The organism is Dechloromonas hortensis, assembly GCF_009469765.1.
GTDB classification, from domain to species: domain Bacteria; phylum Pseudomonadota; class Gammaproteobacteria; order Burkholderiales; family Rhodocyclaceae; genus Azonexus; species Azonexus hortensis.
Map to the genome: position 1 here is coordinate 25,346 of NZ_SSSQ01000012.1, position 23,143 is coordinate 48,488.

Below are 23,143 nucleotides of genomic sequence, written 5' to 3' on the forward strand. Positions count from 1 at the left end.
CAGCACCGTTTCAGGCAGCGCTGGGCCAGGATGCACCGGCTTGGTGCCAGTGATGCCGCATGCCTGCGGTCAACTGCCGAAAACGGGCGATTTTCAGTCGAACAGATTGAGCAGCGAATCCAGGCCGCCAAAGTTGATCGCGACATCGGCCTTGGCGCGGGTGGCCGGCTTGGCGTGGAAAGCCACCGAGAGACCGGCCTGGGCCATCATCATCAGGTCGTTGGCACCGTCGCCGCAGGCGATGACCTGCTCCTTCTTGAGGCCCAGTTCGTCAGTCAGCCGGGCCAGGTGATGGGCCTTGGCGCTGGCATCGACGATGTCGCCGACGACCTTGCCGGTCAGCTTGCCGCCGGAAATTTCCAGTTCGTTCGAGGTCGCGAAATCGAAACCGAGTTCGATGCGCAGGCGCTCGGTGAAATAGGTGAAGCCGCCGGACAGGATGGCGGTGCGCAGGCCGGCGTTTTGCGCCGCCTCCAGCAGTTCGCGGGCGCCGTGCGAGAGCAGCAGGCGCTCGCCGTAAACGCGAGCCAGAACGCGGGCGTCGAGCCCGGCGAGCAGGGCCAGGCGGCGGCGCAGGCTTTCACGGTAGTCGATTTCGCCGCGCATCGCGGCTTCGGTGACGCTGGAAACCTCTTCCTTCTTGCCAGCGAAGTCGGCCAGTTCGTCGATGCACTCGATGGTGATCAGCGTCGAATCCATGTCGAAGCAGATCAGGCCGAAATCGGAGAGCTTGCGGCCGGCGTCGACGAAGGCCCAGTCCAGCTTTTCGGCTTCGATGAGCGGGATCAGCGCGTCGAACTCGGCGGTGCGGCTGGCCCCGTGCAGGCGAACGACTTGCGGCGGACGCGGCTCGACCTGGCTGGCGCCGGTGGCGGCAACGATGCGTTCGAGCAGGAAGGTGGGCAGCGCGCCGCCCTGGATAATCAGGTTCATGGTGTTTGTTCGTTAGAGGCAGGCCGGGCCGTTGCCAGGTAGTTGTTTTTGACGCGGACGTAATGTTCCGCCGAATAGCGCAGATAGGCAATTTCTTCCGGGCTCAGGGCGCGCACCCTGACGGCGGGCCGACCGACATACAGGTAGCCGCTTTCCAGCGTCTTGCCGGGCGAAACCAGGCTGCCGGCGCCGAGCATGACCTGTTTTTCGATCACCGCATCGTCCATCACGATCGAACCCATGCCGATCAGGCATTCATCACCCACCGTGCAGCCGTGCAGGATCACCGAATGGCCGATGGTGACGTGGTTGCCGATGATCAGCGGCGAACCGTCAGGCTTCGCCGCATTTCTATGCGAGACATGGCCCATCGCGAAGTCCTGGATATTGCTGCAGTCGCCGATGACGATGCGATTGACGTCGCCGCGCAACACGGTATTGCACCAGACCGACGAATCGCGGCCGATCTGCACATCACCGATGACCTGGGCGGAGTCGTGGATGTAGCAGGCTTCGCCGAGGCAGGGAAAGGTGTCGAGGTAGGGAGCGAGGGGCATTTTTTTGGGGAGGTGGAGCTAGAAATCGGCAATCTCGATCAGCCAACGGACCAGCCATGCTGCCAGGATCAGCCAAAGGAGCAGGATGACCAACGCAGCGCCATAGCTGACCGGTTTGCCGGCGAAATGAGCGGCTTGTTCACGCGACGATTGAATGACTTCCGGCGGGGTCAGGCGGACAACCAGCGCCAGTCCGAGCGGAACAATCAACAAGTCATCAAGGTAACCGATGAGCGGAATGAAGTCGGGAATCAGGTCGATCGGACTGAGGGCATAGGCTGCAACGAGCAGGGCCAGCAGCCTGACCGCCCAGGGTGTGCGCGGATCGCGCGCGGCGAAATAGACCGTCAGGGTTTGCTGCTTGATCTGCCTTGCCCAGGTCTTCAAGGATGCCTGAAGAGTCATGGCATTTTCCGGTGGCGTGGCGAAGTGTTTCGCCACGCCACCGATTGCTTACCTGCGATCCGGCAGCACATCGCGCAGCAGCACTGCCGCGTCGCGGATCATCTTTTCGGTGGTTGCCCAGTCGACGCAGCCGTCGGTCACCGAGCAGCCGTATTTCAGCTGGCTGAGGTCGGCCGGGATCGACTGGTTGCCGGCTTCGATGTTCGATTCGATCATCACGCCGACCAGCGACTTGTTGCCGAGGCGGACCTGATTGACGACATCGGCCATGACCAGCGGTTGCAGTTCCGGCTTCTTGAAGCTGTTGGCGTGCGAGCAGTCGACGACGATGTTGTGCGGCAGCTTGGCCTTGTCGAGCGCCTGTTCGACCATGGCGATGGAAACGGTGTCGTAGTTCGGCCGGCCGTCGCCGCCGCGCAGCACGATGTGGCCGTAGGCGTTGCCCTTGGTGCGGACGACGGCGACCCGGCCCTGACTGGTCAGGCCGAGGAAGGAGTGCGGCTTGGAGGCGGAGAGAATGGCGTTGATGGCGACGCCGAGGTCGCCGCTGGTGCCGTTCTTGAAACCGACCGGCGTGGACAGCCCGGACGACATTTCGCGGTGGGTCTGCGATTCGGTGGTGCGGGCGCCGATGGCCGTCCAGGTGATGAGGTCGCCGTAGTATTGCGGCGAGTTCGGGTCGAGCGCCTCGGTGCCGGTCGGCAGGCCGATTTCGGCCACCTGGAGCAGGAATTCGCGGGCCTTGGCCATGCCGACGTCGATGCGGAAGCTGTCGTCCATGAACGGATCGTTGATGTAGCCCTTCCAGCCGACCGTGGTGCGTGGTTTTTCGAAATAGACGCGCATGATGATCTGCAGCGTGTCGCCGACTTCATCGGACAGCGCCTTCAGGCGGCGGGCGTAATCGAGGCCGGCCACCGGGTCGTGGATCGAGCAGGGGCCGACGACGACGAACAGGCGGTGATCCTTGCGGTCGAGGATCTTGCGCAGCAGATTGCGACCGTGCGTGACCGTGCGGGCGGCCTTCTCGGAGATCGGCAGCCGGGCGTGGATTTCTTCCGGCGTCGGCATGTTGTCGAAGGCAGTCACGTTTACGTTTTCAATGTCGTGGGTCGTCATATCAATTGGTCAGCTGGCGAATCATGTCTTTTACTGCGGCGACCTTATCGTTCAAGGTGGGGCAGTGGCGTAGAAGGGAAATTTTATCCTGTCCAGCTAATTTATAGCTGCGATTCTTTTGAATCAAATTAATGATCTTGATCGGCTCGATCGGCGCCAGTTTGGCGAACTCCGGGCTGAACTGGATGGAAATCTGCTCGCTGGTCGCATCCAGCTTTTGTATGCAATACGGTTTGACCAGCAAGCGCAGCCGATGCGTTGCCAGCAGGGCTTGCGCCTGCAGCGGCAGTTCGCCGAAGCGGTCGATCAATTCTTCCTGCAGGGCATCGATGTCCTCGCTGCTTTCGCAGTTGGCAAGGCGCTTGTAGAGCGTCAGACGCTCATGGACATCCGGGCAGTAGCCGTCGGGGAGCAGGGCCGGCGTGCGCAGGTTGATTTCGCTGCCGATGCCGAGCGGCTGGGTCAGGTCGGCGGTTTCGATGACCTTGCCCTGTTTCAGATGGGCCACCGCGCGATTGAGCATCTCGGTGTACATGTTGAAGCCGACTTCCTGCATTTCGCCCGACTGGTTGTCGCCGAGCACTTCGCCGGCGCCGCGGATTTCCAGATCGTGCATGGCGAGGAAGAAGCCGGAGCCGAGTTCTTCCATCGCCTGAATTGCTTCGAGGCGGAGCTTGGCCTGCTTGGTCAGCGCCTTCTCGTCCTGGACCAGCAGGTAGGCGTAGGCCTGGTGATGCGACCGGCCGACCCGGCCGCGCAACTGGTGCAACTGGGCAAGGCCGAACTTTTCGGCACGGTTGATCAGGATGGTGTTGGCGTGCGGGTTGTCGATACCGGTCTCGATGATGGTCGTGCACAGCAGCACGTTGGCGCGCTGGCCGGTGAAGTCGCGCATGACGCGCTCCAGTTCGCGCTCGTTCATCTGGCCGTGGCCGATGACGATGCGCGCTTCGGGCACCAGTTTTTCCAGCTTCTCCCGCATGTTGTCGATGGTATCGACCTCGTTGTGCAGGAAATACACCTGGCCGCCGCGCTTCAGTTCGCGCAGCACCGCTTCGCGGATGATGCCGTCGGAGAAGCGGCTGACGAAGGTCTTGATCGCCAGCCGCTTTTGCGGCGCGGTGGCGATCACCGAGAAGTCGCGCAGGCCTTCCATCGACATCGCCAGCGTACGTGGGATCGGCGTTGCGGTCAGGGTCAGCACATCGACCTCGGCCCGCATCGCCTTCAGCGTTTCCTTCTGGCGCACGCCGAAGCGGTGTTCCTCGTCGATGACGACCAGACCGAGACGGTTGAACTTGACGTCCTTGCCGATCAGCTTGTGCGTGCCGATGATGATGTCGATCTTGCCCTCAGCCAGTTCCTGCAAGGCTTGCGCCGATTCCTTGGCGGTCTTGAAACGGGAGATTTCGGCAATCTTGACCGGCCAGTCGGCGAAGCGGTCGGCGAAGGTCTGGTAATGCTGTTCGCAGAGCAGGGTGGTCGGGCAGAGCACGGCGACCTGCTTGCCGCCGGCCACCGCGCAAAAGGCGGCGCGCAGGGCGACTTCGGTTTTGCCGAAGCCGACGTCGCCGCAGACCAGGCGATCCATCGGCTTGCCCGAGCGCATGTCCTCGATGACGGCGGCGATCGCCTGCGCCTGATCGTTGGTCTCTTCAAAGCCGAAACCGTCAGCGAAGGCTTCGTAATCGTTTTCCTGGAAATCGAAGGCATGGCCCTGGCGGGCGGCGCGGGCGGCGTACAGCGCGAGCAGTTCGGCGGCGGTGTCGCGCGCCTGTTCGGCCGCCTTGCGCTTGGCCTTTTCCCACTGACCGGAGCCGAGGGTGTGCAGCGGCGCGCTTTCCGGATCGGCGCCGGAGTAGCGGGAAATGACGTGCAGTTGTGCCACCGGCACGAAGAGCTTGGCTTCGTTGGCGTAGTGCAGTTCGAGGAACTCCTGCTCGCCGAGGCCGAGATCCATCCGAACCAGGCCCTGGTAGCGGCCGATGCCGTGGCTTTCATGGACGACCGGGTCACCGACCTTGAGTTCGGTGAGATCCTTCAGCCAGTTGTCGAAGGTGGCTTTCTTGGCCGCTTCGCGCCGGGTGCGGCGCGGCGTGCCGGCGAAGAGTTCGGTTTCGGTGATGAAGGCCAGCTGGTCGAGCGCGAAGCCGGCCTGCAGCGGGCCGATGCCCAAGGCCAGCTTTGCATCGCTCGCCAGAAAACCGGCGAAGTCGGCGCTGGCGGCGGGTTTCAGGCCGTGTTCGGCGAACATCGCGGCCAGCGTTTCGCGGCGGCCGGCGGTTTCGGCGACGAGCAGGACGCGGCCCTTGAAACTGGCCAGATGATTCTTCAGGGCGCCGAGCGGATCGTCGCTCCGCCGGTCGACGGCGACGTTGGGCAGTTTTCCGGTGGCTTCGCCGTTTTTGCCGGCCAGCGCCAGTCGACCGTAGGCCTTGGCCGCGGTGAAGAAGGCTTCGTCAGTCAGGAACAGTTCGTCCGGCGCTAGCAGCGGCCGCGCCTTGTCGCCCTGCAACAGGTTGTAGCGCGACTTGGTGTCGGCCCAGAAGGCGGCGATGGCGGCCGGCGCGTCGCCGTGGGTGACGAAGACGGCATCCTTCGGCAGGTAGTCGAAGATGCTCGCCATTTCGTCGAAGAACAACGGCAGGTAATACTCGATACCGGCGCTGGCGATGCCGGTCGAGATGTCCTTGTAGATGCCCGACTTGGCCGGGTCGCCCTCGAAGCGTTCGCGGAAGGCCTGGCGGAAATGGGTACGCCCCTTGTCGTCCATCGGGAATTCGCGGGCCGGCAGCAGGCGGACTTCGGCGACCGGATAGACGGTGCGCTGGGTGTCGACGTCGAAGGTCTTGATGCTTTCGATCTCGTCGTCAAACAGGTCGAGCCGGTAGGGCAGTTGCGAGCCCATCGGGAAAAGGTCGATCAGGCCGCCGCGGATCGAGTATTCACCGGGCGACACCACCTGCGTCACGTGGGCGTAGCCGGCCAGCGTCACCTGGCTGCGGAATTTCTCGGCGTCGAGCTTCTGGCCCTTCCTGAACTCGAAAGTGTAGGCCGCCATGAATTCCGGCGGCGCCAGCCGGTTGACGGCGGTCGACGCCGGTACCAGCAGGATTTCCACCTCGCCCTGCAGCGCCGCCCACAGCGTTGCCAGACGCTCGGATACCAGGTCCTGGTGCGGCGAGAAGTGGTCGTAGGGCAGCGTTTCCCAGTCCGGAAGCAGGCGCACCTTGAGGCCCGGCGCAAACCACGGGATTTCGTCGAGCAGGCGCTGTGCATCGGCGGCGCTGGCGGTGACCACGGCGAGCAGGCGGCCCTTGCTCTGGGCGGCCAGTTCGGCCAGCGCCAGGGCGTCGGCGGAGCCGGCCTGCGGCGGCAGGTCGAGGCGGGCGCCGGGTTTGGGCAGGGCGGGGAGGGAAAGCAGGGATTTGGGAGCGGACACTATGGCGCGGTGCAGCGTGGCGGGGGAGGAATTATAACTTCCCGGCCCCGGCCATATTTTTTCATCGCTGCGTCAGACGCTTGGCGATGCCTGCGGTCAACGCCGTGAAAACGGCAAAAACCGCGATCTGCCGCACTCCCGGTCGCGGCAAGCGGCGCTCAGCGGGCCGGCGTCGTCCACACCTCGCGGCAGGTACTGATTTCCAGATCGCTCATCACAGGCTTGATCTGGCAGCGGGCTTCCCAGGCCGCCTGGCGCTGCACACGTTCAAGGGCGATGCGTTCGCGCTCGCGGGCAGCGGTCTCGGCGTCGAGGCGTTTTTGTTGCTCGACGGCGGCCGCGGCGGCCTGTTCGGCTTGCTGGCGCTTCTTTTCCTGGGCGGCTGCTTCGGCTTCGGCGTTGACCTTGGCGAGGGCGGCTTGCTGGGCCTGGCGGGCCGGTGAGTTCTCCTCGCCGGCAGTGCTTGCTGCGGAGCCGGTGCCCGAATCGTTACCGCTCCGCTCTGAGCGGTGGGGGCGGGCAATGGCGTTGCGGATGACGCCGCCACCTTCGCTGGCATGGCTATCGGACGGATGGCTGGTCGGGTGGCTGTCGCTCGGGTGCGACGAGCTGTGCGAGGACGAGTGTGATGAAGAATGCGAGCGAAAGCCCTTGGCATGGGCATCGACGGCAAGGCCAAGGGCCAGCGAGACGAGAACGGCAGACAAGCCGAGTGATTTCATGAATACCCCCTGTATCGGCCTTGGCGGCCTGTTTAATTGAATTTCATGAATTCTACACGGCGGAACTCTGGCCTGGCCTTCGCCTCAAACGCCTGATGCTGATCTTTCCGTATTCGGGGCGAATACGCATTCTTCATGAAGTTGCCCCGTCTGCCGCTTTTCCCGCCGGGCGATGTCGAATCGTCTTCGGTGCCTGCCTCAAGCCCGGAGCTTTCCCCGATTGCACTGCATCAGGGAAGGTCTATATTCATTCAATGGCTGGATTCGTGGAGTTGCCTGGATGCCGAGTACGGAAAGCCCTCCGTTGTCGCGACTGAACGACCTGCTGGCGTGCGAGGGTGTCGCCTGGGGGGCGCTGGCCTTGTCGGTTCTCGTCACGCTGGGTCTCTGGCGCTATTCGGAAGCGGATTTCGCCAAGCGCGCCGAGGATCGCTTTCACTACCGGACCGAGCAGGAAAAACAGGTGCTGCTCGATCGTATGCAGGATTACGAACTTGTGCTGCGCGGCGCGGCCGGTCTTTTTTCGGCGAGCGATGCGGTCAGCCGCGGTGAATGGCGGGCCTATCTCAAACCATTGATGCTCGAAATTTCCCGCCCCGGCATCCTCGGTACCGGTTTCGCCGAGATGGTGCCGGCCGAGCAGCGGGTGGCGCATGAACAGGCCATGCAGCGCGAAGGCTTTGCCGATTACCGGATTACGCCGGTCGGCGAGCGGCCGCTTTACAGCAGCATCGTTTATATCGAGCCATTTTCCGGGCGCAACGTGCGCGCCCTGGGCTATGACATGTTTGCCGAACCTGTCCGCCGCGAAGCGATGGAGCGGGCTCGCGACAGTGGGCTGCCGGCCTTGTCCGGCAAGGTCACGCTGGTGCAGGAAACGGATGAGGCGGCACAGCCCGGTTTTCTGATCTATTTGCCGGTCTACCGCAGCAGTCTGCCGGTTTCCAGCGTCGCCGAGCGGCGGCAGGCGCTGTTTGGCTTTGTGTATAGCCCGTTTCGCGCCCATGACCTGATGAACGAAGTGTTCAAGGATCCGGGTCGGGAGGTCGAAATTGAACTGTTCGATGCGCGTCCGACCCCGGCCAGCCTGCTTTTTTCATCGGAAGACAGGGCCCGGCAGGCGCGCCATGTCACCGAGATACCGCTCGAAATCGGCGGCCACCTGTGGACTGCACGCTTTCACAGCAGTCGGCGCTTCGAGGAAAACACCGCCAGTGCCCAACCCCAAATGATCCTGCTTGGCGGGCTCGGCCTCGATCTGATGTTTTTTGCCGTGTTGTACACCAATGCGCGGCACCGGCGAAAGATGAGCGAGGCGACGCTGAAGCTCGAGGAAAGTCGCGACAGTTTCAAGACGCTGGTCGAAAACGTCCCGGGCACCGTCTTCCGGGTCAGCCTGAAATCGCCATGGTCGGTCACCCATCTCAGCCACGGGATCGAGGCACTGACCGGTGAGCCTTGCGAACGCTACCTCTCCGGTGAACTGTCCTACGTGCTGCTGATTCACCCGGAAGACCGGGCCAGCGTCCGCGAAAGTCTGGCCAAGGCGGTGGCTGAGCGCACCGCCTACAGCATCGAATACCGGATCAACACGGCCGATGGCCGGACCCGCTGGGTCAGCGAGCGGGGCTGTGTCAGCTATGACAAAGAGGGCCAGGCGCAATGGCTGGATGGCGTGATTCTCGACATCACCGACCGCAAGCTGGCCGAAGCGGCGATTCGCGATCTGGCCTTTTATGATCCGCTGACGAAGTTGCCCAATCGTCGGCTGCTCTTCGACCGCCTTGAACAACAATTGCTCGCCAGCAGCCGCAGTGGCCGCTTCGGCGCCTTGCTCTTCATCGACATGGATAATTTCAAGGCGATCAACGACTCGCTGGGCCATCAGGTCGGCGACCAGTTGCTGATCGAGGTCGCCCAGCGCCTGCGGGCGGCGGTGCGGGAAAAGGACAGCGTGGCCCGCCTCGGCGGCGACGAATTCGTCATCCTGCTGGAAGATCTCGGCGACGACAGTTGCGAGGCGTCCCGCGCCGCCGGGCAGGTCAGCCAGAAGATACTGAACCTGCTCAATCAAACCTATCGGCTGAGCGGCTACCTCTGCGCCAGTACGCCAAGCATTGGCGTCACCGTTTTCTGCGGCCATGTCGAACGTTGCAACGAACTGATCCGTCAGGCCGACCAGGCCATGTACCGGGCCAAGGCGGGCGGCCGGAACCAGGTCTGCTTTTTTGAGGAGGCGTAGGTTCTTCCTGCCTTTTCGGGACTGATGCCGCTCCGGGGAGTCTGCTATCCTGCCACTGTCCTGTGGCTGATGCAGACCGCCTTGCATTTTTCCCGCCGCCAACCTGCTTGCATGAAGATAATCAACCAACCGTGATGCGCCTGGTCGTGCATTTCCTGTGCCGAATTTTTCTGGTCGCCCTCGGCGTGCTGGGCGGCGTTGCCGAGGCCGGTGCCGGCCAACCGGCCCCGGTAGTCAGGGTTGGCGTTTACGCCAATGCCCCCAAGATTTTTGTCGATGCCGAAGGCAAGCCAGCCGGTATTCTGGTCGATATCCTGAACCGCATTGCCCAGCAGGCCGGCTGGCAGCTCAACTACGTACCCTGCGCCTGGCAGGCCTGTCTCGATGCGCTACAGGCCGGACAAATCGACCTGATGCCCGACGTCGCCTATTCGCCGCAACGCGATCAGCTATTCGATTTTCACGCCACGCCCTCGCTGCATAGCTGGTCGCAGATCTACAGCCGCTCGAACATGCCGATTGCCTCGGCCCTGGAACTTGAGGGCAAGCGGGTTGCCATGCTGACCGGTAGCGTGCAGGAACAATTCTTCACTGACATGATGACTGGCTTTGGCCTGCATGTGGCCATGGTGCCGGCCAGCAGCCTCGAAGAAGCATTCGCGCTGGTTGTGGCCGGCAAGGCCGACGCAGCGGTGGTCAACAATCTTTTCGGCGAATACAACGCGCCGGCCTACAGCCTGTCGGCGACGCCCATCGTCTTTCAGCCGGCGCGCTTGTTTTACGTGACGGCGAAAGGAGGCGGTCCGGAATTGCTGGCGGCGATTGATCGTCAACTGCTGGCCTGGCAGAGCGATCCGGATTCCGAATACGCCCGGATCCTGAAGAAGTGGCAAGGGACGCGCGAAGTCGTCTTGGTGCCGCCACGGGTCTGGCAGGTACTCGGCCTGCTCTCGGCTTTTCTGGTGCTGATGTCGGGGGCGGTCTTCTTCCTCCGCTGGCAGGTCAAGCAGAAGGTCCGGCACCTGGAGGCCGAGCAGGCCAAGGTCATGGCCATGCTCGACGCCATTCCCGACCTGCTGTTCGAACTCGGGCTGGATGGCCGCTATCTCGATTATCACTCGCCGCGGCTCGATCTGCTGGCCAGGTCGCCGGCTGAAATGATCGGCAAGAAAGTCAGCGATGTCCTGCCGCCTGCTGCAGCCGAAGTGGTGATGGCAGCAGTACGCAAGGCCGACGCCGATGGCTTTGCCGAAGGCTTTCAGTTCGAACTGTCCTTGCCGCAGGGCACGCGCTGGTTCGAGCTGTCGCTGTCGCGCAAGCCGGGGGCGCCGGGCGAGATGCCGCACTTCGTCGTCCTGTCGCGCGATATCACCGAGCGCAAGGAAGCCGATGCTGCCCTGCGGGAAAGCGTTGCCCGCCTGGCCCGGGTTCTGGAAGGGTCAGATCAGGGCTTCTGGGACTGGAACCTGGAGAGCAATGAGTTCACCGTCAGCCCGCGTTTCGAGACGATGCTGGGCTACGCGCCCGGCGAAATGAACCTCGCCCCCGAAAATTGGGCGGCTTATGTTCATCCGGACGATCTGGCCGTCGCCCATGCTTCGATTCAGCGTCATCTGCATGATCAGGCGCCTTACCACGAGGCCGAGTTGCGCTGTCGCGAGAAATCCGGCGACTGGCATTGGGTGCTGACCCGGGGGCGCGTCGTCGAGCGGGATGCCAGCGGCCGAGCGCTGATCATGTCGGGGACGCATTCGGACATTGCCGAGCGCAAGCGGGTCGAGGCCGAACTGGAGCGCCACCGCAATCACCTGAGCGAACTGGTCGAGCAAAAGACGCAGGAACTGTCGGTCGCCAAGGAGGCAGCCGAAGCGGCGAGTCACGCCAAGAGCACGTTTGTCGCCAACATGAGCCATGAGCTGCGGACGCCGATGAATGCGATCAGCGGCATGGCGGAGCTGGCGTTGCGCCGGGCAACCGACGAGCGGCAGAAGGCACAGTTGCTCAAGGTCATCCAGGCCACCCGGCATTTGCTGGCGGTGATCAACGACATTCTCGATATTTCCAAGATCGAGGCCGGCTATCTCAAGCTGGAGGGCATCGGCTTCAAGCTGGGCCAGGTGCTGGAGAACCTGTCGTCGTTGGTCGATGCCAAGATTGCCGAAAAAGGGCTGGTCCTGAACCTCGAGCTGGCGCCGGAACTGGCCGATCTGCCGCTGCAGGGCGACCCCTTGCGGTTGGGCCAGATCCTGCTCAATCTGACCGGCAATGCCATCAAATTTACCGAGGCCGGCTCGATTTCCCTGCGCCTCTCCTTGCTTGAGCAGAATGCACAGGATGTGCTCGTCCGCTGTGAAATTCGCGATACGGGTATCGGCATTTCCAGCGAAGACCAGCCGCGCCTGTTTACCGCCTTCGAACAGGCCGACGGCTCGATGACGCGCAAGTACGGCGGCACCGGCCTCGGTCTCGCCATCAGCAAGCGACTGGTCCTGATGATGGGGGGGGAAATCGGGGTTGATAGCCAGCCGGGTCTCGGTAGCTGCTTCTGGTTCACCGTCCGCCTGGGCCGGGCGGCCATTGCCGAAACTGCGGCCTTCGGAGGGTCACTCGGTTCGGCGGAAGTGCAGTTGAAAACCCGCTATCCCGGCGCCTACATCCTGCTCGTCGAGGATGAACCGATCAATCAGGAAGTCTCGCGCGAATTGCTGAAAGAGGTCGGAGCCCGCGTCGATCTGGCGGCTGACGGCCGGCAGGCGCTCGAACTGGTGCAATGTAATGATTACGACCTGATCCTGATGGATATGCAGATGCCGAATATGAACGGCATCGAGGCCACCCAGGCTATTCGCTTGCTGCCGGGAAAAGCGCACGTGCCGATTCTGGCGATGACCGCCAACGCCTTCGACGAGGATCGCCAGCGCTGCCTGGCGGCGGGCATGAACGACCATATCGGCAAGCCGGTCGATCCCGATCTGTTGTTCGAACGCCTGCTCAAGTGGCTGGCGCAGCGCTGAAGCAAGCGCTCGTCTAGGCCAGGGCGAGCACTCGGCGCCGGCCTAGACGGTTCAGCCAGAGCGAAGCAAGGATGATCGCGCCGCCGAGCGCCAGGCGCGGCAGGTCGGCGTTGCGGTTCCAGATCAGCACATTGACCAGCAGGCCGGCCGGGACGTGCAATTCGTTCATCACCGCCAGGGTGCCGGCATCGACCCGGGTGCTGCCCTTGATCCACCAGAACATGCCGAGCGCGGTGGCGAAGATGCCCATCCAGGCCAGTACGCCCCACTGCATGGCGGTTTGCGGCAGGCGACTGCTGTCGCCGAAAATCAGGAAGGAGGGCAGGGCCAGCGCCAGCGCCCCGAGAAAGAAATGGCCGAAGAAGCGATACAGCGGCTGTTCGGTCGGGTAGCGGGCCAGCAACTGGCGGCACAGTACCTGGCCGGCGGCGAAGGTGGCGTTGGCCAGTTGCAGCAGCAGGAAACCGATCAGGTAGTCGCCTTCCAGTTTCTGGAAACGGATGATTACGCCGCCGCCGACGGCGACCAGCGCGGCGACCAGTGCCCACGGGTTGAAACGGCGGGCCAGTGCGTCGTCGAGCAGGGTGACGTAGATCGGTGTCAGCACCGTAAACAGCAGCACTTCCGGCACGGTCAGCACGCTGAAGCTGCGGTACAGGCAGAGGTAGGTGATGCCGAACTGCAGCGCCCCGGCCAGCCAGAGGCCGCCCAGCAAGCGGGCCGGCAGGCCGCGCCATAGCGTCAGCGGCGTGAACAACAGGGCAGCGATGGCGACGCGGATGAGGACGGCGAAGTCGCTATCGACCTGACCGGCCAGATACTGGCCGATCAGGCTGAAGGAAAAAGCCCAGAGGATGGTGACGGTAATCAGGTAAGGCATGGCGCGGTTTCGGAAAAACAGGGGGCGGATGATACGTTGCCCCGACCCGCCGTGAAATCAGCATCCTGCTGACAACTAAATTGCATCCGACCTGACCGGCTCAAAACGACCCTCTGCGGACCTTCGCCGTCTTGATGCTCCAACGGCCGATTACTGATTCGAGCAGTCGTACAGCGAGGGGTGTGACCGGGAGCTAATCGGCCTTTGCTGCCGTTGACTGCTCGGTCAGTGTTCGGCCGGAATGGGCCGGTGACCTGCCGTTCGGGCAGGAAGCTCCTTGAGCGGCAGCTATTTCATTCGGCGGATACGTGCTATCGACCCAAAGAGGAAGTAGGCTGCTTGTAAAACCGGACGTTCAGGAACGTGAAGTTAGACGTTGGACGGTTTCGGATACAGTTGATTAATGATTTCGGCACAATTCCGAACAGTGAACTCAGAGTGTGGATGAAGCAGCCGCTCGCCGTGTGCATGGGCATTCCGCAGGTCGGGGATACTATTCGGTAGCGTTCTGGTGTACTTCATGGGATCGGACTCGTCCGCCTTGATGTGGCTGAAACCGACGTCAGTTATGACCCCATTATTCACCGCGCGTGAAAGAAGCTTCTTGAGCCCATCTTTCTTTATGTTTGGATATATTCGACCAAGCGCCATTTCAAGTGTTGCAAAGGCCTTTTGTTCAGCAGCCTGATGAAATGGGTAATACAACCAAGCATAGACACATAGCATCTTTGCGGTGTTGTGCTCATCCATAATGTCATCAGGAACCGACGGATGTAACTCGATTGAAGCAATTGCGTCGTATCGCGCCTGAAGCGTGTACGGCTCGGTTTGTCCGGTCGATTTGTGCCTCAGAACAAAAAATTTCCACCGTTCGTCGGCCTCAAACAATTGATGAAATGGCTTGAATTCTTCCATCGGATACGAATGGTCGAACGTTGAAGTTCAGGGGCGCACCGCCGATAGGCGGAGCGTCCCCTGCAACGAGAGGTTAGGCATGCAATGCCTCACCGATCAGATTTGGAATTAGGCAAAACTCGAAAGGGGACAGCGACATTTCGCTTACTGGAATTCCCTTTCTCTCAGCGATCCTCATGATAATGCCCCTGTCGTTAGCTGAAATTCGCGACCCCATGTATATCGCGCTTGGCGTCGGCATTGGATAGTTCTGGTCTGAGAACGACTCTCCCATGGGGATGACAAAGCGCCATTCGTTTTCGTAAGACCAATCAGGGGACTTGTGGATGGCTGCAATGGCGCCGAAAAGGTTATTGAAATCCTTTTTCCCAATGGCTTGCAGATGGTACTTCGTGGCATCGAAGAGCCTCTGCCTATAGATTACGGGATGCAGTATTCGTCGCCGGATATCTCCGGGCGGCCAAGTGGTAACGTCGTACTCCATGACAAAGCCAGAATGAGAGTCTGCGTAATGCCCCCACATAACGACAGAGTCGAGGCGCGAGCTGAAAGAACAGATCTTCATTCCACGCTGTATCAGGCAATTCATTCGAGGGATGTTGTCGGCGGAAATGCGATTCGACACGTCGATGAGCGCGGTAATCATCTCATCTCGTTTCACGGGAGAGATGTCTTCGTGTCTCCCAATGAGAAGTTTCGTTAACTCCATCATGGGATCATCCGCTGCATGCACTACGGCGAGCTCAGCGGGTGAGAGATGTTCTTCCAGTTTGGCGTGAGCAATCAGGTTGTTGATATTGGACTTCGTATGTTCTCGCAGCACATCCTGTACTGACCAAGTGGTAGCGCATTCGTAAGGATCGTTATATTTGTCGGCAGAGCAGAGCCAGACGGTGTCATTCTCGAAATTTGATACGGAAAAGTCGTTGATCGCGCGGAACTTGTAGAGCTTGCTCGGGAGATTTCTATCTTTTAACGCATAAGCACGGTCAATTGCATCGAGCGTAATAGTGCTGTCAGTCATTAGACGGAGAAACTCTTCGATCCACATAGCATGCCTAACAGTGTTTACACGGACACAGTGGTCCGTATAAAAATTGAAATTGCTGACGCCGGATATATTGCACTAAGCACATTACTTTAAGTCACTTGGAATATTGTCTGTCAGTATAACAACATCAATATGCCGGACAACTGACCCAGGGCAATGTCTGCTTTGGGGCAGGGTTACCGAGTGCCCGCTAGTGGCCGGTTGCTGTCTGATAGGACTTTGGTCACGAACACATTTCTTGCTCAGGAGCGATGAGCGCATGCGGTCGGCTCACTCGATGTATCGACCCCGGCGGTCGACCGGTCAAAAATGGCAAAAATCGGGGCGAAAAAAAGCCGGCGCTGGGGGCGGCCGGCTTGGTTGATGTTGCTTATGCTCAGCTTGCTGCGTCTTCATCCTTCGGCAGCAACAGGTTGAGCAGTACGGCGAGCACGCCGCACAGGCTGATGCCCTGCAGCGAGAAGCTGCCGATCTGCACGGCCAGGCCGCCGATGCCGGTGACCAGCGTCACCGAAACGATGCACAGGTTGCGCGCGCTGGACAGGTTCACCCGGGCGTCCATCAGCGTCTTCAGGCCGATGCCGGCGATCGAGCCGAAGAGCAGGACCATGATGCCGCCCATCACCGGCAGCGGGATGGTCTGCAGCAGGGCGCCGAACTTGCCGACGAAGGCCATCAGGATGGCGAAGCAGGCGGCCCAGGTCATCACCACCGGGTTGTAGTTTTTGGTCAGCATGACGGCGCCGGTCACTTCGCCGTAGGTGGTCACCGGCGGGCCGCCGAACAGGCCGACGACATTGACCGCCAGCCCGTCGCCGAGCAGTGTGCGATGCAGGCCGGGGCTTTCGGTGTAGTCCTTGCCGCTGACCGAGCCGATGGCGAGGATGCCGCCGACGTGTTCGACGATGGGGGCGATGGCGACCGGGATCATGAACAGGATGGCGGCCAGGTTGAATTCCGGCGTGCCGAATTGCGGCAGGGCGAGCCAGGCGGCATCGGTCACTCGCGAGAAATCGACGATGCCGACCGCCAGCGAAACGACATAACCGACGGCGACGCCGACCAGGATCGGTACCAGCTTCAACAGGCCGCGGGCGCGGATGGCGGTCAACATCGTCGCCAGCAGAGAAATGGCGGCGATGGCGATCGCCGTGTCGTAGGGCACGACCTGCGCTGCGCCGGCCTTGCCGGTCGCCATGCCGACCGCGACTTGGGCCAGGCCGAGGCCTATGACCATGACCACCGGGCCGATGACGACCGGCGGCAGCAGGTGGTGGATGAAGCCGACGCCGCGCCATTTGACCAGGCCGGCCGCGACGTAATAGAAAAAGCTGGCCGAGGCTAGCGCGCCGAGCGTCGCCGGCATGCCCCAAGTCTGCACCGAGTAGATGACCGGGGCGATGAAGGCAAAGCTGGAGCCGAGGTAGATCGGCACCTGGCGTTTGGTGCAGAGCTGGAAGATCAGCGTGCCGACGCCGGCCCCGAGCAGCGCCAGGCTGGGGTTGAGGCCGGTCAGCAGCGGCACCAGCACCGTCGCCCCGAAGGCGACGAAGAGAATTTGCGCCCCGGACAGGGCGGTGCGCCAGACCGGCTCGTGGCCGGCGCTCATGCTTCCTTGGTCCCGAAAATCTTGTCGCCGGCGTCGCCGAGGCCGGGAATGATGTAGCCGACTTCGTTGAGGTGGCTGTCGATGGCGGCGGTGTACAGCTGCACGTCGGGGTGGGCGGCTTCGAGCGCCTTGATCCCCTCCGGCGCGGCGACCAGGACCAGCGCCTTGATGTGCTTGCAGCCGTTGCGCTTCAACATGTCGATGGTGGCGATCAGTGAGCCGCCGGTGGCCAGCATCGGGTCGATGATCATTGCCAGGCGTTCGTCGAGCTGGCCGACGAAGCGTTCGAAATAGGATTCCGGCATCAGGGTGTCGTGGTTGCGGGCGATGCCGACGACGCTGACCTTGGCATTCGGGATCAGGTCGAGCACACCGTCCAGCATGCCGAGCCCGGCGCGCAGGATCGGCACGACGGTGACTTTCTTGCCCTTGATCTGGTCGATCTCGACCGGCCCGGCCCAGCCGTCGATGGTGACTTTTTCCAGCTCGAAGTCGCGGCAGGCCTCGTAGGTCAGCAGGCGGGCGATTTCGGCGGTCAGTTCGCGAAACTTCTTGGTGCTGATGTCGCCTTCGCGCATCAGGCCTATTTTATGTTTGACCAGGGGGTGGCGGACTTCGATCACCGGCATGGCAATTCCTCGGGAATGGGCAGGAGGCGAAGATTAATCGATTGCCGCCCGGCCGCCCATACGGGAAATCACATACCGGGGCTCAAAAATGGGTGATTGCTGCGGTCAACCATGCAAATGTTGCGAAAACCAGGCCACCACCCGGGCCATCGGGTTTTCGCCGGCGTGCAGCAGATGCATTTCGTGCACGCCTTTCAGGTGAATCAGGGCCCGCCGAAAAGCGGCTTCGCCGAGGCGGTCAGTGGGGTCGAACAGCATCAGCAATGGGGCGACCAGCAGCTCAAGGGCCTGCAGCCCGGCCCGGTCGATCAGGCCGCCGTGTCCGGCGATCACCTTGACCTGGGTGTCGCGCCGGGCGGCGGTGCGGATGGCGGCCGGCGTGGCATCGCCGCTGGCCAGGATGGCGAGCGACAGGTCCTGCATGTCGCCGTCGTTGCGGATCAGGTCGATGATGTCGAGCAGGCGCTGGCTCAGGCGCGGCACGTTTTGCGTGGCATCCGAAAACTGCGCTTCGCGGGCCGAGAGCAGTTCCATATTGAGGATGGCGTAGCCGCGTGCCGCCAGATTGGCCGCGATCACGGCGTCGACCGGCGCATGGTGGGCGCGGGCGAGCAGGATCAGGCCGCGCGGCTGATCGGGCAGTTCGAGCTGGCCATGCAACTGGCCATGCGGCGTCGAGATCAGCAGGTCGCGCTTCATGGGGCCAGGCGAACCGCAATGCGATGCGCCCCGAAGGCCTTGCCGTCGCGGCCGAGGCTGGCGCCGAAGCGGCCGGCAAGGGCGGTCTGGCAATGCGGACAATGCCCTTCGGCGGTCAGATCGTAACGTCGGATGTCGTACCAGTCGCGGACGATCAGCGCGGCGTGGCAGCTCGGGCAGAAGGTGGTGCCGCCTTCGCTATCATGGACGTTGCCGGTGTAGACGTGGTGCAGGCCAGTATCGAGCGCGATGCGGCGGGCCTGGCTCAGCGTTTCGGGCGGCGTGGCGGGGATGTCGGTCATCTTCCAGTCGGGGTGGAAGGCGGTGAAATGCAGCGGCACATCCGGGCCGAGTTCGCGCATCACCCAATTGGCCAGTTCGTTGATTTCGGCCGGGCTGTCGTTGTTGCCGGGAATCAGCAGCGTGGTGATTTCCACCCAACAATCGGTTTCGTGGTGGAGGTAGGCCAGGGTGTCGAGCACGGGTTGCAAATGGGCGACGCAGAGCTTGTGATAGAAATTCTCGGTGAAGGCCTTTAGATCGACGTTGGCCGCATCCATCACGGCAAAGAATTCGCGGGCCGGTGCCGGATGGATGTAGCCGGCGGTGACAGCGACATTGCGGATGCCCTGTTCGCGGCAGGCGAGGGCGGTGTCGATGGCGTATTCGGCAAAGACCACCGGGTCGTTGTAGGTGTAGGCGACGCTGTCCGCCCCGTAGCGCCGGGCGGCATTGGATATGGCCTGTGGGCTGGCTTCGTCCATCAGGCGGTCCATGTCCTTCGACTTGGAAATGTCCCAGTTCTGGCAGAAGCGGCAGGCCAGATTGCAGCCAGCCGTACCAAACGACAGGATGCTGCTGCCCGGGTAGAAATGGTTGAGCGGCTTTTTTTCAATCGGGTCGATGCAGAAGCCGGACGAGCGACCGTAGGTCGTCAGCTGCATGGCGTTGTTGACCCGCTGGCGAACGAAGCAGGCGCCGCGCTGGCCTTCGTGCAACTGGCAGTCGCGCGGGCAGAGATCGCACTGGATACGGCCGTCGGGCAGGGCGTGCCACCAGCGGCCAGGGTAAAGAGTTTCGTGGGTGCTCATGGGGTGGACTCCTTCCATTTCTGCACCTGGTAGCGTTCGAGCTGGACATCCGGCCCCCAGTAATCGGCGGGTAGCCCGGCTTTCTGCTTGAGGTGGGCCATGAATTTGCGTGCCTCCGGCAGATCCTCCCAAACTTGCGGCAGGAAGGTGGCGCGGTGCCGGCCGGCGGTGAAGATGACGCCGTCGATCCCCGGGCGCAGTTGGGCCAGGGCGTCGGCTTCGTCGTGGAACGCCACTGGCACGGCGGGTGTCAGCAGCGAGACTTCGATCCGGGTAATGGGGACTTCGGCGGCAATCAGCGGCGTGAAGCGCGGATCGCGGAAAGCGGCGTTGCGGGCGTTTTCCTGAACATCCTCGCCGAGTGGACGCCAGGCTTCGAGTGTGCCGATGCAGCCGCGCAGGTGGCCCTGCTGGGTCAGCGTGACGAAGCAGGCGCCCATTTTGTGCAATTCCGGGAGGTCGACCGCCGGCATTGCCGTTTCGCCGAAATGGGCGGCGATGGCGTGGCGGGCGAGGCTGAGCAGGGTCTTGCCGAGTTCATCCATGGCCAGTTTCCGTTTCGTGAAAGGCAAAGGCGGCATAACCGACGACCCGTTCCTTGTCGCCGGCCGTATCGCCGGAGTTGCACAGGTGGATCAGTTGCGGCACCAGCCCGCGCTGGCGGGCAGCGAGCAGCAGGCCGTTGGCCGGGTAGGCGCCGCAGGCCTGTTCGGGGCGGATATGGGTGTCGAGTTGCAGGATGTGCTGGCAGGTGTCGTGGTCGACCTGTCGGGCGCTGGCGTAGGGCAGGAAGTGCGAGAGGTCGGAGCTGACGACGATCAGGGTTTCCGGGCCGCCCCAGAGCAGATCGAGCACTTCGCCGACGGCGTGCGGCGAGGCATGGCCGACGGCGAGCGGGACCAGCGTGAAATCGGCCAGCACCCGCTGCAGGAAGGGCAGATGCACTTCCAGCGAATGTTCCCAGGCGTGGGCAGTGTCGCTGAAGGAGATCTGCGGCAGCTCGGCCAATTGGGCGATGGCCTCGCGGTCGAGGCGAATGTTGCCAAGCGGCGTCGAGAAAAACTCGACTTCGGGCAGGGCCAGGCCGTCGACCGCGACGCGATGTGTCGGGCCGAGCAGGATCACTCGGCGAATCTGCTCGCGCCATGGCTTCAGCGCGGCGTAGGCCATGGCGGCGGTCGAGCCGGAGTAAATGTAGCCGGCGTGCGGCACGATCAGCGCCTTGGGTTGGGCGGTGACGGTGGGCGTGGCATCGGCGAGCAGTTGATCGACGGTAGCAGCCAGCACCGATGGGGTGCCTGGATAAAAGGTGCCGGCGACGGCGGGAGGACGGGTGATGCTCATGGTCGTCTCCTTACAACAGCATCAGTCCGGCGGCCATGCCGCTGCCGATGGCGATCAGGCCGGGCAGCGCGTAACGGGCGAGATGGCCGCCGCCGATGCTGACGACCAGCCCGATCTTGAAAACCAGGTTGGCCATCAACGCCAGGGTGACGGCGATCACCGCTTCGCCACCGGAGATTTTTTCCAGGTTGAACATGCGCAGCGTGGACAGCACGCTGGCGTCGGCGTCGGTCAGCCCTGAGGCCAGCGCGACGATGTAAAGGCCGCTGTTGCCGGCGATGTCCTGCAGCCAGGCCGAGGCGAGCAGCACGATGGCGTAGAGCAGGCCGAAGGAAATCGCGGTCTTCAGTTCGGTCGGGTTCTTGACTTCGGGCATCGGCAAGGCGCCGCCGGCACTGAGGATCTTCCAGCCGTAGAGCGCCATCACGACGCCGGGCACGATGCCGCAGGCAAAGACGGTGGCAATTGGCGTCACCAGCGCCGGGGCGACGACGCCGGAAATCAGGCCGAGGCGGATCATCACCATGACATTGGCGATCAGGATGACGATCGCCGACATCCGGGTCAGGTCGGCATGGTCGCGGGCGTGGCGCGAGAACATCATGGTCGTCGCGGTGGACGAGGCCAGACCGCCAAAAATGCCGAGCAGAGCGGCGCCGTGCCGGGCGCCGATGATGCGCAGGGCGAGATAGCCGCCGAGCGCCAGGCCGGAGATCAGCACTACCATCCACCAGATCTGGCGCGGGTTGATGGCGTTGTAGGGGCCGAAATCCTCGCTCGGCAGGATGGGCAGGATGACCAGCGACAGCACCGCGAATTGCAGCATCGAATTGATGTCCTTCGGCGTGGTCCGTTCGCTGAACTGGCGCAGTTCGGCCTTGAAATAGAGCAGGATGGTCGTCGTGATGGCGAGCATCACAGCCAGCGTCGAATAGCCGAACCAGATTGCCGCGCCCAGCCCGTAGGTGACGATGACGGCGGCTTCCGAAGTAAAGCCGCGATACTGCTCTTCCTGCCGCGAGGAAAAGTTGGAGGCGACCATGGCGGCTGAAATGACCAGCAGGCCGGCAACCAGCAGCCACGGACCGCCGGCTTTTTCGCCGAGCAGGGCAAACAGGCAGCCGAGCATGGCAACCAGGGCGAAGGTGCGCAGGCCGGCGGCGGTATCCGGGCGCCGCTCGCGCTCCATGCCGACCAGCAGGCCGACCCCCAGTGCCGTTGAGAAAGCCTCGACGGGGCCAGCCAGTTCGGGAACGACGAAGCTCATGCGATTCCTCTTTTATGGTCGTTATTAAGTAAAATTAAGCCATGCCACGTCATTTCGCAATCGTTCCCGCTGCCGGCAGCGGTTCCCGCTTCGGCGCCGAGAAACCCAAACAGTACCTGAGCCTGCTCGGCCGACCACTGATCTTCCACACCCTGGCGGCGCTGGTCGCCTGTCCCGACATCGACCGCGTCTGGGTCGTGCTGTCGCCGGACGACACCGAATGGGGGCGTCATGACTGGTCCGAACTCGGTGCCAAGCTCGAAACCGTCCGCTGCGGCGGCGCCACCCGGGCCGAAAGCGTAGCCAACGGCCTGCAGGCGGCGGCGATGGTCGCCGCCGAGGACGACTGGGTGCTGGTGCATGATGCGGCCCGGCCCTGCCTGAGCGCCGACATGCTGGCCGCGCTGTTCCATGAACTGGCCGATGATCCGGTTGGCGGCATCCTCGCCGTGCCGGTCGCCGATACCCTGAAGCGGGCCGACGCCAGTCAGCGCGTCGCCGCCACCGAGCCGCGCGATGGCCTGTGGCAGGCGCAGACGCCGCAGATGTTCCGCTACGGTCGACTGGTCGAAGCACTGGAAAAGTGCAGTGCCGTGACCGACGAGGCCGGTGCCATCGAGGCCCTCGGCCTGCAGCCGAAACTGGTGCGTGGCGATACGACCAATCTGAAAGTGACTTACCCGGCCGACCTGGCGCTGGCCGCGATGATATTGAGGGGGCGTAAATGAATTTCCGGGTCGGGCAGGGTTACGACGTCCATAAACTGGTCGCAGGCCGCAAGCTGATTCTCGGCGGCGTCGAGATTCCGCACGCCACCGGCCTGCTCGGTCATTCCGACGCCGATGCGCTGTTGCACGCGATTACTGATGCCTTGCTCGGGGCGGTGGCGCTCGGCGACATCGGCCGCCATTTCCCCGATACCGACCCGCGCTACAAGGGCGCCGACAGCCGCGTACTGTTGCGCGCCGCCGTCGCCTTGCTGGCCGACAAGGGCTGGCGTCCGGTCAATGTTGATGCGACGCTGATCGCCCAGCAACCAAAGCTGGCCCCGCATGCCGCGGCGATGGTGGCGAATGTCGCGGTCGACCTTGGAATTGCGGCCGATTGCGTCAATATCAAGGGCAAGACCAACGAGCGCCTGGGCTACCTCGGCCGCGAAGAGGCGATCGAGGCGCAGGCCATCGTCCTGGTCGAACGTGCCACCTGACGAGCAGGCGGGGACAG

The 23,143-nt window shown here is 62.7% G+C and carries 20 protein-coding genes; 4 read left to right on the forward strand and 16 right to left on the reverse strand.

Annotation, left to right across the window (positions count from 1 at the left end; all coding sequences use genetic code 11):
• Positions 1–93: 93 nt before the first annotated feature.
• The 6 genes from serB to GH663_RS16605 form a co-directional block, all read right to left on the reverse strand.
• Positions 94–933, reverse strand: coding sequence for a phosphoserine phosphatase SerB (gene serB, locus GH663_RS16580; protein ID WP_153132797.1), 840 nt, complete (start codon positions 931–933; stop codon positions 94–96).
• The gene (locus GH663_RS16585) at positions 930–1,490 is read right to left on the reverse strand and encodes a gamma carbonic anhydrase family protein (RefSeq protein ID WP_153132798.1); all 561 of its coding nucleotides are present in this window, start codon (positions 1,488–1,490) and stop codon (positions 930–932) included. The genes serB and GH663_RS16585 overlap by 4 nt, the downstream gene beginning before the upstream one ends.
• A gap of 18 nt (positions 1,491–1,508) precedes the next feature.
• Positions 1,509–1,895, reverse strand: a complete 387-nt coding sequence (locus tag GH663_RS16590; RefSeq protein WP_153132799.1) for a YkvA family protein — start codon at positions 1,893–1,895, stop codon at positions 1,509–1,511.
• A 48-nt stretch (positions 1,896–1,943) separates the two neighbouring features.
• A complete protein-coding gene (locus GH663_RS16595; RefSeq protein WP_066879573.1) occupies positions 1,944–3,014 on the reverse strand; it encodes a 3-deoxy-7-phosphoheptulonate synthase in 1,071 nt (356 codons plus the stop codon).
• A gap of 1 nt (position 3,015) precedes the next feature.
• Positions 3,016–6,456 carry a transcription-repair coupling factor gene (gene mfd / locus GH663_RS16600; RefSeq protein WP_153132800.1) on the reverse strand — a complete coding sequence of 1,147 codons (3,441 nt, stop codon included), beginning with the start codon at positions 6,454–6,456 and terminating at the stop codon, positions 3,016–3,018.
• A gap of 158 nt (positions 6,457–6,614) precedes the next feature.
• Positions 6,615–7,178 (reverse strand): hypothetical protein, encoded by a 564-nt coding sequence (locus GH663_RS16605; protein WP_153132801.1) that lies wholly within the window; start codon positions 7,176–7,178, stop codon positions 6,615–6,617.
• A 280-nt stretch (positions 7,179–7,458) separates the two neighbouring features.
• Between GH663_RS16605 and GH663_RS16610 the strand changes: the two genes are divergently transcribed.
• Together GH663_RS16610 and GH663_RS16615 are read left to right on the forward strand one after the other, a co-directional pair.
• Positions 7,459–9,420, forward strand: a complete 1,962-nt coding sequence (locus GH663_RS16610) for a GGDEF domain-containing protein (RefSeq protein ID WP_153132802.1) — start codon at positions 7,459–7,461, stop codon at positions 9,418–9,420.
• A gap of 134 nt (positions 9,421–9,554) precedes the next feature.
• Positions 9,555–12,434, forward strand: a complete 2,880-nt coding sequence (locus tag GH663_RS16615) for a response regulator (protein ID WP_246181625.1) — start codon at positions 9,555–9,557, stop codon at positions 12,432–12,434.
• 13 nt (positions 12,435–12,447) lie between these two features.
• Here GH663_RS16615 and GH663_RS16620 read toward each other — a convergent pair whose 3' ends face one another.
• The 10 genes from GH663_RS16620 to GH663_RS16665 form a co-directional block, all read right to left on the reverse strand.
• On the reverse strand, positions 12,448–13,314 hold the full coding sequence (locus GH663_RS16620) for an EamA family transporter (RefSeq protein WP_153132804.1): 867 nt from the start codon (positions 13,312–13,314) through the stop codon (positions 12,448–12,450).
• Between the two features lie 369 nt (positions 13,315–13,683).
• Complete coding sequence (locus GH663_RS16625) at positions 13,684–14,229, reverse strand: hypothetical protein (protein WP_153132805.1); 546 nt, start codon at positions 14,227–14,229, stop codon at positions 13,684–13,686.
• Between the two features lie 73 nt (positions 14,230–14,302).
• Positions 14,303–15,253: a DUF2971 domain-containing protein gene (locus GH663_RS16630; protein WP_170291445.1), complete on the reverse strand. Its 951-nt coding sequence runs from the start codon at positions 15,251–15,253 to the stop codon at positions 14,303–14,305.
• 403 nt (positions 15,254–15,656) lie between these two features.
• Positions 15,657–16,889 (reverse strand): uracil-xanthine permease family protein, encoded by a 1,233-nt coding sequence (locus tag GH663_RS16635; protein ID WP_153132807.1) that lies wholly within the window; start codon positions 16,887–16,889, stop codon positions 15,657–15,659.
• On the reverse strand, positions 16,886–17,518 hold the full coding sequence (gene upp / locus GH663_RS16640) for a uracil phosphoribosyltransferase (protein WP_153132808.1): 633 nt from the start codon (positions 17,516–17,518) through the stop codon (positions 16,886–16,888). Before upp ends, GH663_RS16635 begins: the two co-directional genes overlap by 4 nt.
• A 105-nt stretch (positions 17,519–17,623) precedes the next feature.
• On the reverse strand, positions 17,624–18,217 hold the full coding sequence (locus tag GH663_RS16645; protein ID WP_066887054.1) for a dienelactone hydrolase family protein: 594 nt from the start codon (positions 18,215–18,217) through the stop codon (positions 17,624–17,626).
• Positions 18,214–19,308: an AmmeMemoRadiSam system radical SAM enzyme gene (amrS, locus tag GH663_RS16650; protein ID WP_066887051.1), complete on the reverse strand. Its 1,095-nt coding sequence runs from the start codon at positions 19,306–19,308 to the stop codon at positions 18,214–18,216. The genes GH663_RS16645 and amrS overlap by 4 nt, the downstream gene beginning before the upstream one ends.
• On the reverse strand, positions 19,305–19,853 hold the full coding sequence (gene amrA / locus GH663_RS16655) for an AmmeMemoRadiSam system protein A (protein WP_066887049.1): 549 nt from the start codon (positions 19,851–19,853) through the stop codon (positions 19,305–19,307). The genes amrS and amrA overlap by 4 nt, the downstream gene beginning before the upstream one ends.
• Positions 19,846–20,652 carry an AmmeMemoRadiSam system protein B gene (amrB, locus tag GH663_RS16660; RefSeq protein ID WP_153132809.1) on the reverse strand — a complete coding sequence of 269 codons (807 nt, stop codon included), beginning with the start codon at positions 20,650–20,652 and terminating at the stop codon, positions 19,846–19,848. The genes amrA and amrB overlap by 8 nt, the downstream gene beginning before the upstream one ends.
• A gap of 10 nt (positions 20,653–20,662) precedes the next feature.
• Positions 20,663–21,919: an MgtC/SapB family protein gene (locus tag GH663_RS16665; protein WP_153132810.1), complete on the reverse strand. Its 1,257-nt coding sequence runs from the start codon at positions 21,917–21,919 to the stop codon at positions 20,663–20,665.
• 41 nt (positions 21,920–21,960) lie between these two features.
• Here GH663_RS16665 and ispD point away from each other — a divergent pair, with 41 nt between their 5' ends.
• The gene (gene ispD / locus GH663_RS16670; protein ID WP_153132811.1) at positions 21,961–22,647 is read left to right on the forward strand and encodes a 2-C-methyl-D-erythritol 4-phosphate cytidylyltransferase; all 687 of its coding nucleotides are present in this window, start codon (positions 21,961–21,963) and stop codon (positions 22,645–22,647) included.
• Positions 22,644–23,126 carry a 2-C-methyl-D-erythritol 2,4-cyclodiphosphate synthase gene (gene ispF, locus GH663_RS16675; protein ID WP_153132812.1) on the forward strand — a complete coding sequence of 161 codons (483 nt, stop codon included), beginning with the start codon at positions 22,644–22,646 and terminating at the stop codon, positions 23,124–23,126. Before ispD ends, ispF begins: the two co-directional genes overlap by 4 nt.
• Positions 23,127–23,143: the final 17 nt, after the last annotated feature.

Excerpts from the sequence above, each read along its gene's own strand:
- upp (WP_153132808.1), bottom strand. The coding sequence starts at position 17,518 with ATGCCGGTGATCGAAGTCCGCCACCCCCTGGTCAAACATAAAATAGGC.
- GH663_RS16625 (WP_153132805.1), bottom strand. The coding sequence starts at position 14,229 with ATGGAAGAATTCAAGCCATTTCATCAATTGTTTGAGGCCGACGAACGG.
- GH663_RS16630 (WP_170291445.1), bottom strand. The coding sequence starts at position 15,253 with ATGACTGACAGCACTATTACGCTCGATGCAATTGACCGTGCTTATGCG.
- GH663_RS16585 (WP_153132798.1), bottom strand. The coding sequence starts at position 1,490 with ATGCCCCTCGCTCCCTACCTCGACACCTTTCCCTGCCTCGGCGAAGCC.
- serB (WP_153132797.1), bottom strand. The coding sequence starts at position 933 with ATGAACCTGATTATCCAGGGCGGCGCGCTGCCCACCTTCCTGCTCGAA.
- GH663_RS16595 (WP_066879573.1), bottom strand. The coding sequence starts at position 3,014 with ATGACGACCCACGACATTGAAAACGTAAACGTGACTGCCTTCGACAAC.
- GH663_RS16590 (WP_153132799.1), bottom strand. The coding sequence starts at position 1,895 with ATGACTCTTCAGGCATCCTTGAAGACCTGGGCAAGGCAGATCAAGCAG.
- GH663_RS16645 (WP_066887054.1), bottom strand. The coding sequence starts at position 18,217 with ATGAAGCGCGACCTGCTGATCTCGACGCCGCATGGCCAGTTGCATGGC.
- GH663_RS16665 (WP_153132810.1), bottom strand. The coding sequence starts at position 21,919 with ATGAGCTTCGTCGTTCCCGAACTGGCTGGCCCCGTCGAGGCTTTCTCA.
- GH663_RS16615 (WP_246181625.1), top strand. The coding sequence starts at position 9,555 with ATGCGCCTGGTCGTGCATTTCCTGTGCCGAATTTTTCTGGTCGCCCTC.
- GH663_RS16605 (WP_153132801.1), bottom strand. The coding sequence starts at position 7,178 with ATGAAATCACTCGGCTTGTCTGCCGTTCTCGTCTCGCTGGCCCTTGGC.
- ispD (WP_153132811.1), top strand. The coding sequence starts at position 21,961 with ATGCCACGTCATTTCGCAATCGTTCCCGCTGCCGGCAGCGGTTCCCGC.
- GH663_RS16610 (WP_153132802.1), top strand. The coding sequence starts at position 7,459 with ATGCCGAGTACGGAAAGCCCTCCGTTGTCGCGACTGAACGACCTGCTG.
- amrA (WP_066887049.1), bottom strand. The coding sequence starts at position 19,853 with ATGGATGAACTCGGCAAGACCCTGCTCAGCCTCGCCCGCCACGCCATC.
- GH663_RS16620 (WP_153132804.1), bottom strand. The coding sequence starts at position 13,314 with ATGCCTTACCTGATTACCGTCACCATCCTCTGGGCTTTTTCCTTCAGC.
- GH663_RS16635 (WP_153132807.1), bottom strand. The coding sequence starts at position 16,889 with ATGAGCGCCGGCCACGAGCCGGTCTGGCGCACCGCCCTGTCCGGGGCG.
- ispF (WP_153132812.1), top strand. The coding sequence starts at position 22,644 with ATGAATTTCCGGGTCGGGCAGGGTTACGACGTCCATAAACTGGTCGCA.
- amrS (WP_066887051.1), bottom strand. The coding sequence starts at position 19,308 with ATGAGCACCCACGAAACTCTTTACCCTGGCCGCTGGTGGCACGCCCTG.
- amrB (WP_153132809.1), bottom strand. The coding sequence starts at position 20,652 with ATGAGCATCACCCGTCCTCCCGCCGTCGCCGGCACCTTTTATCCAGGC.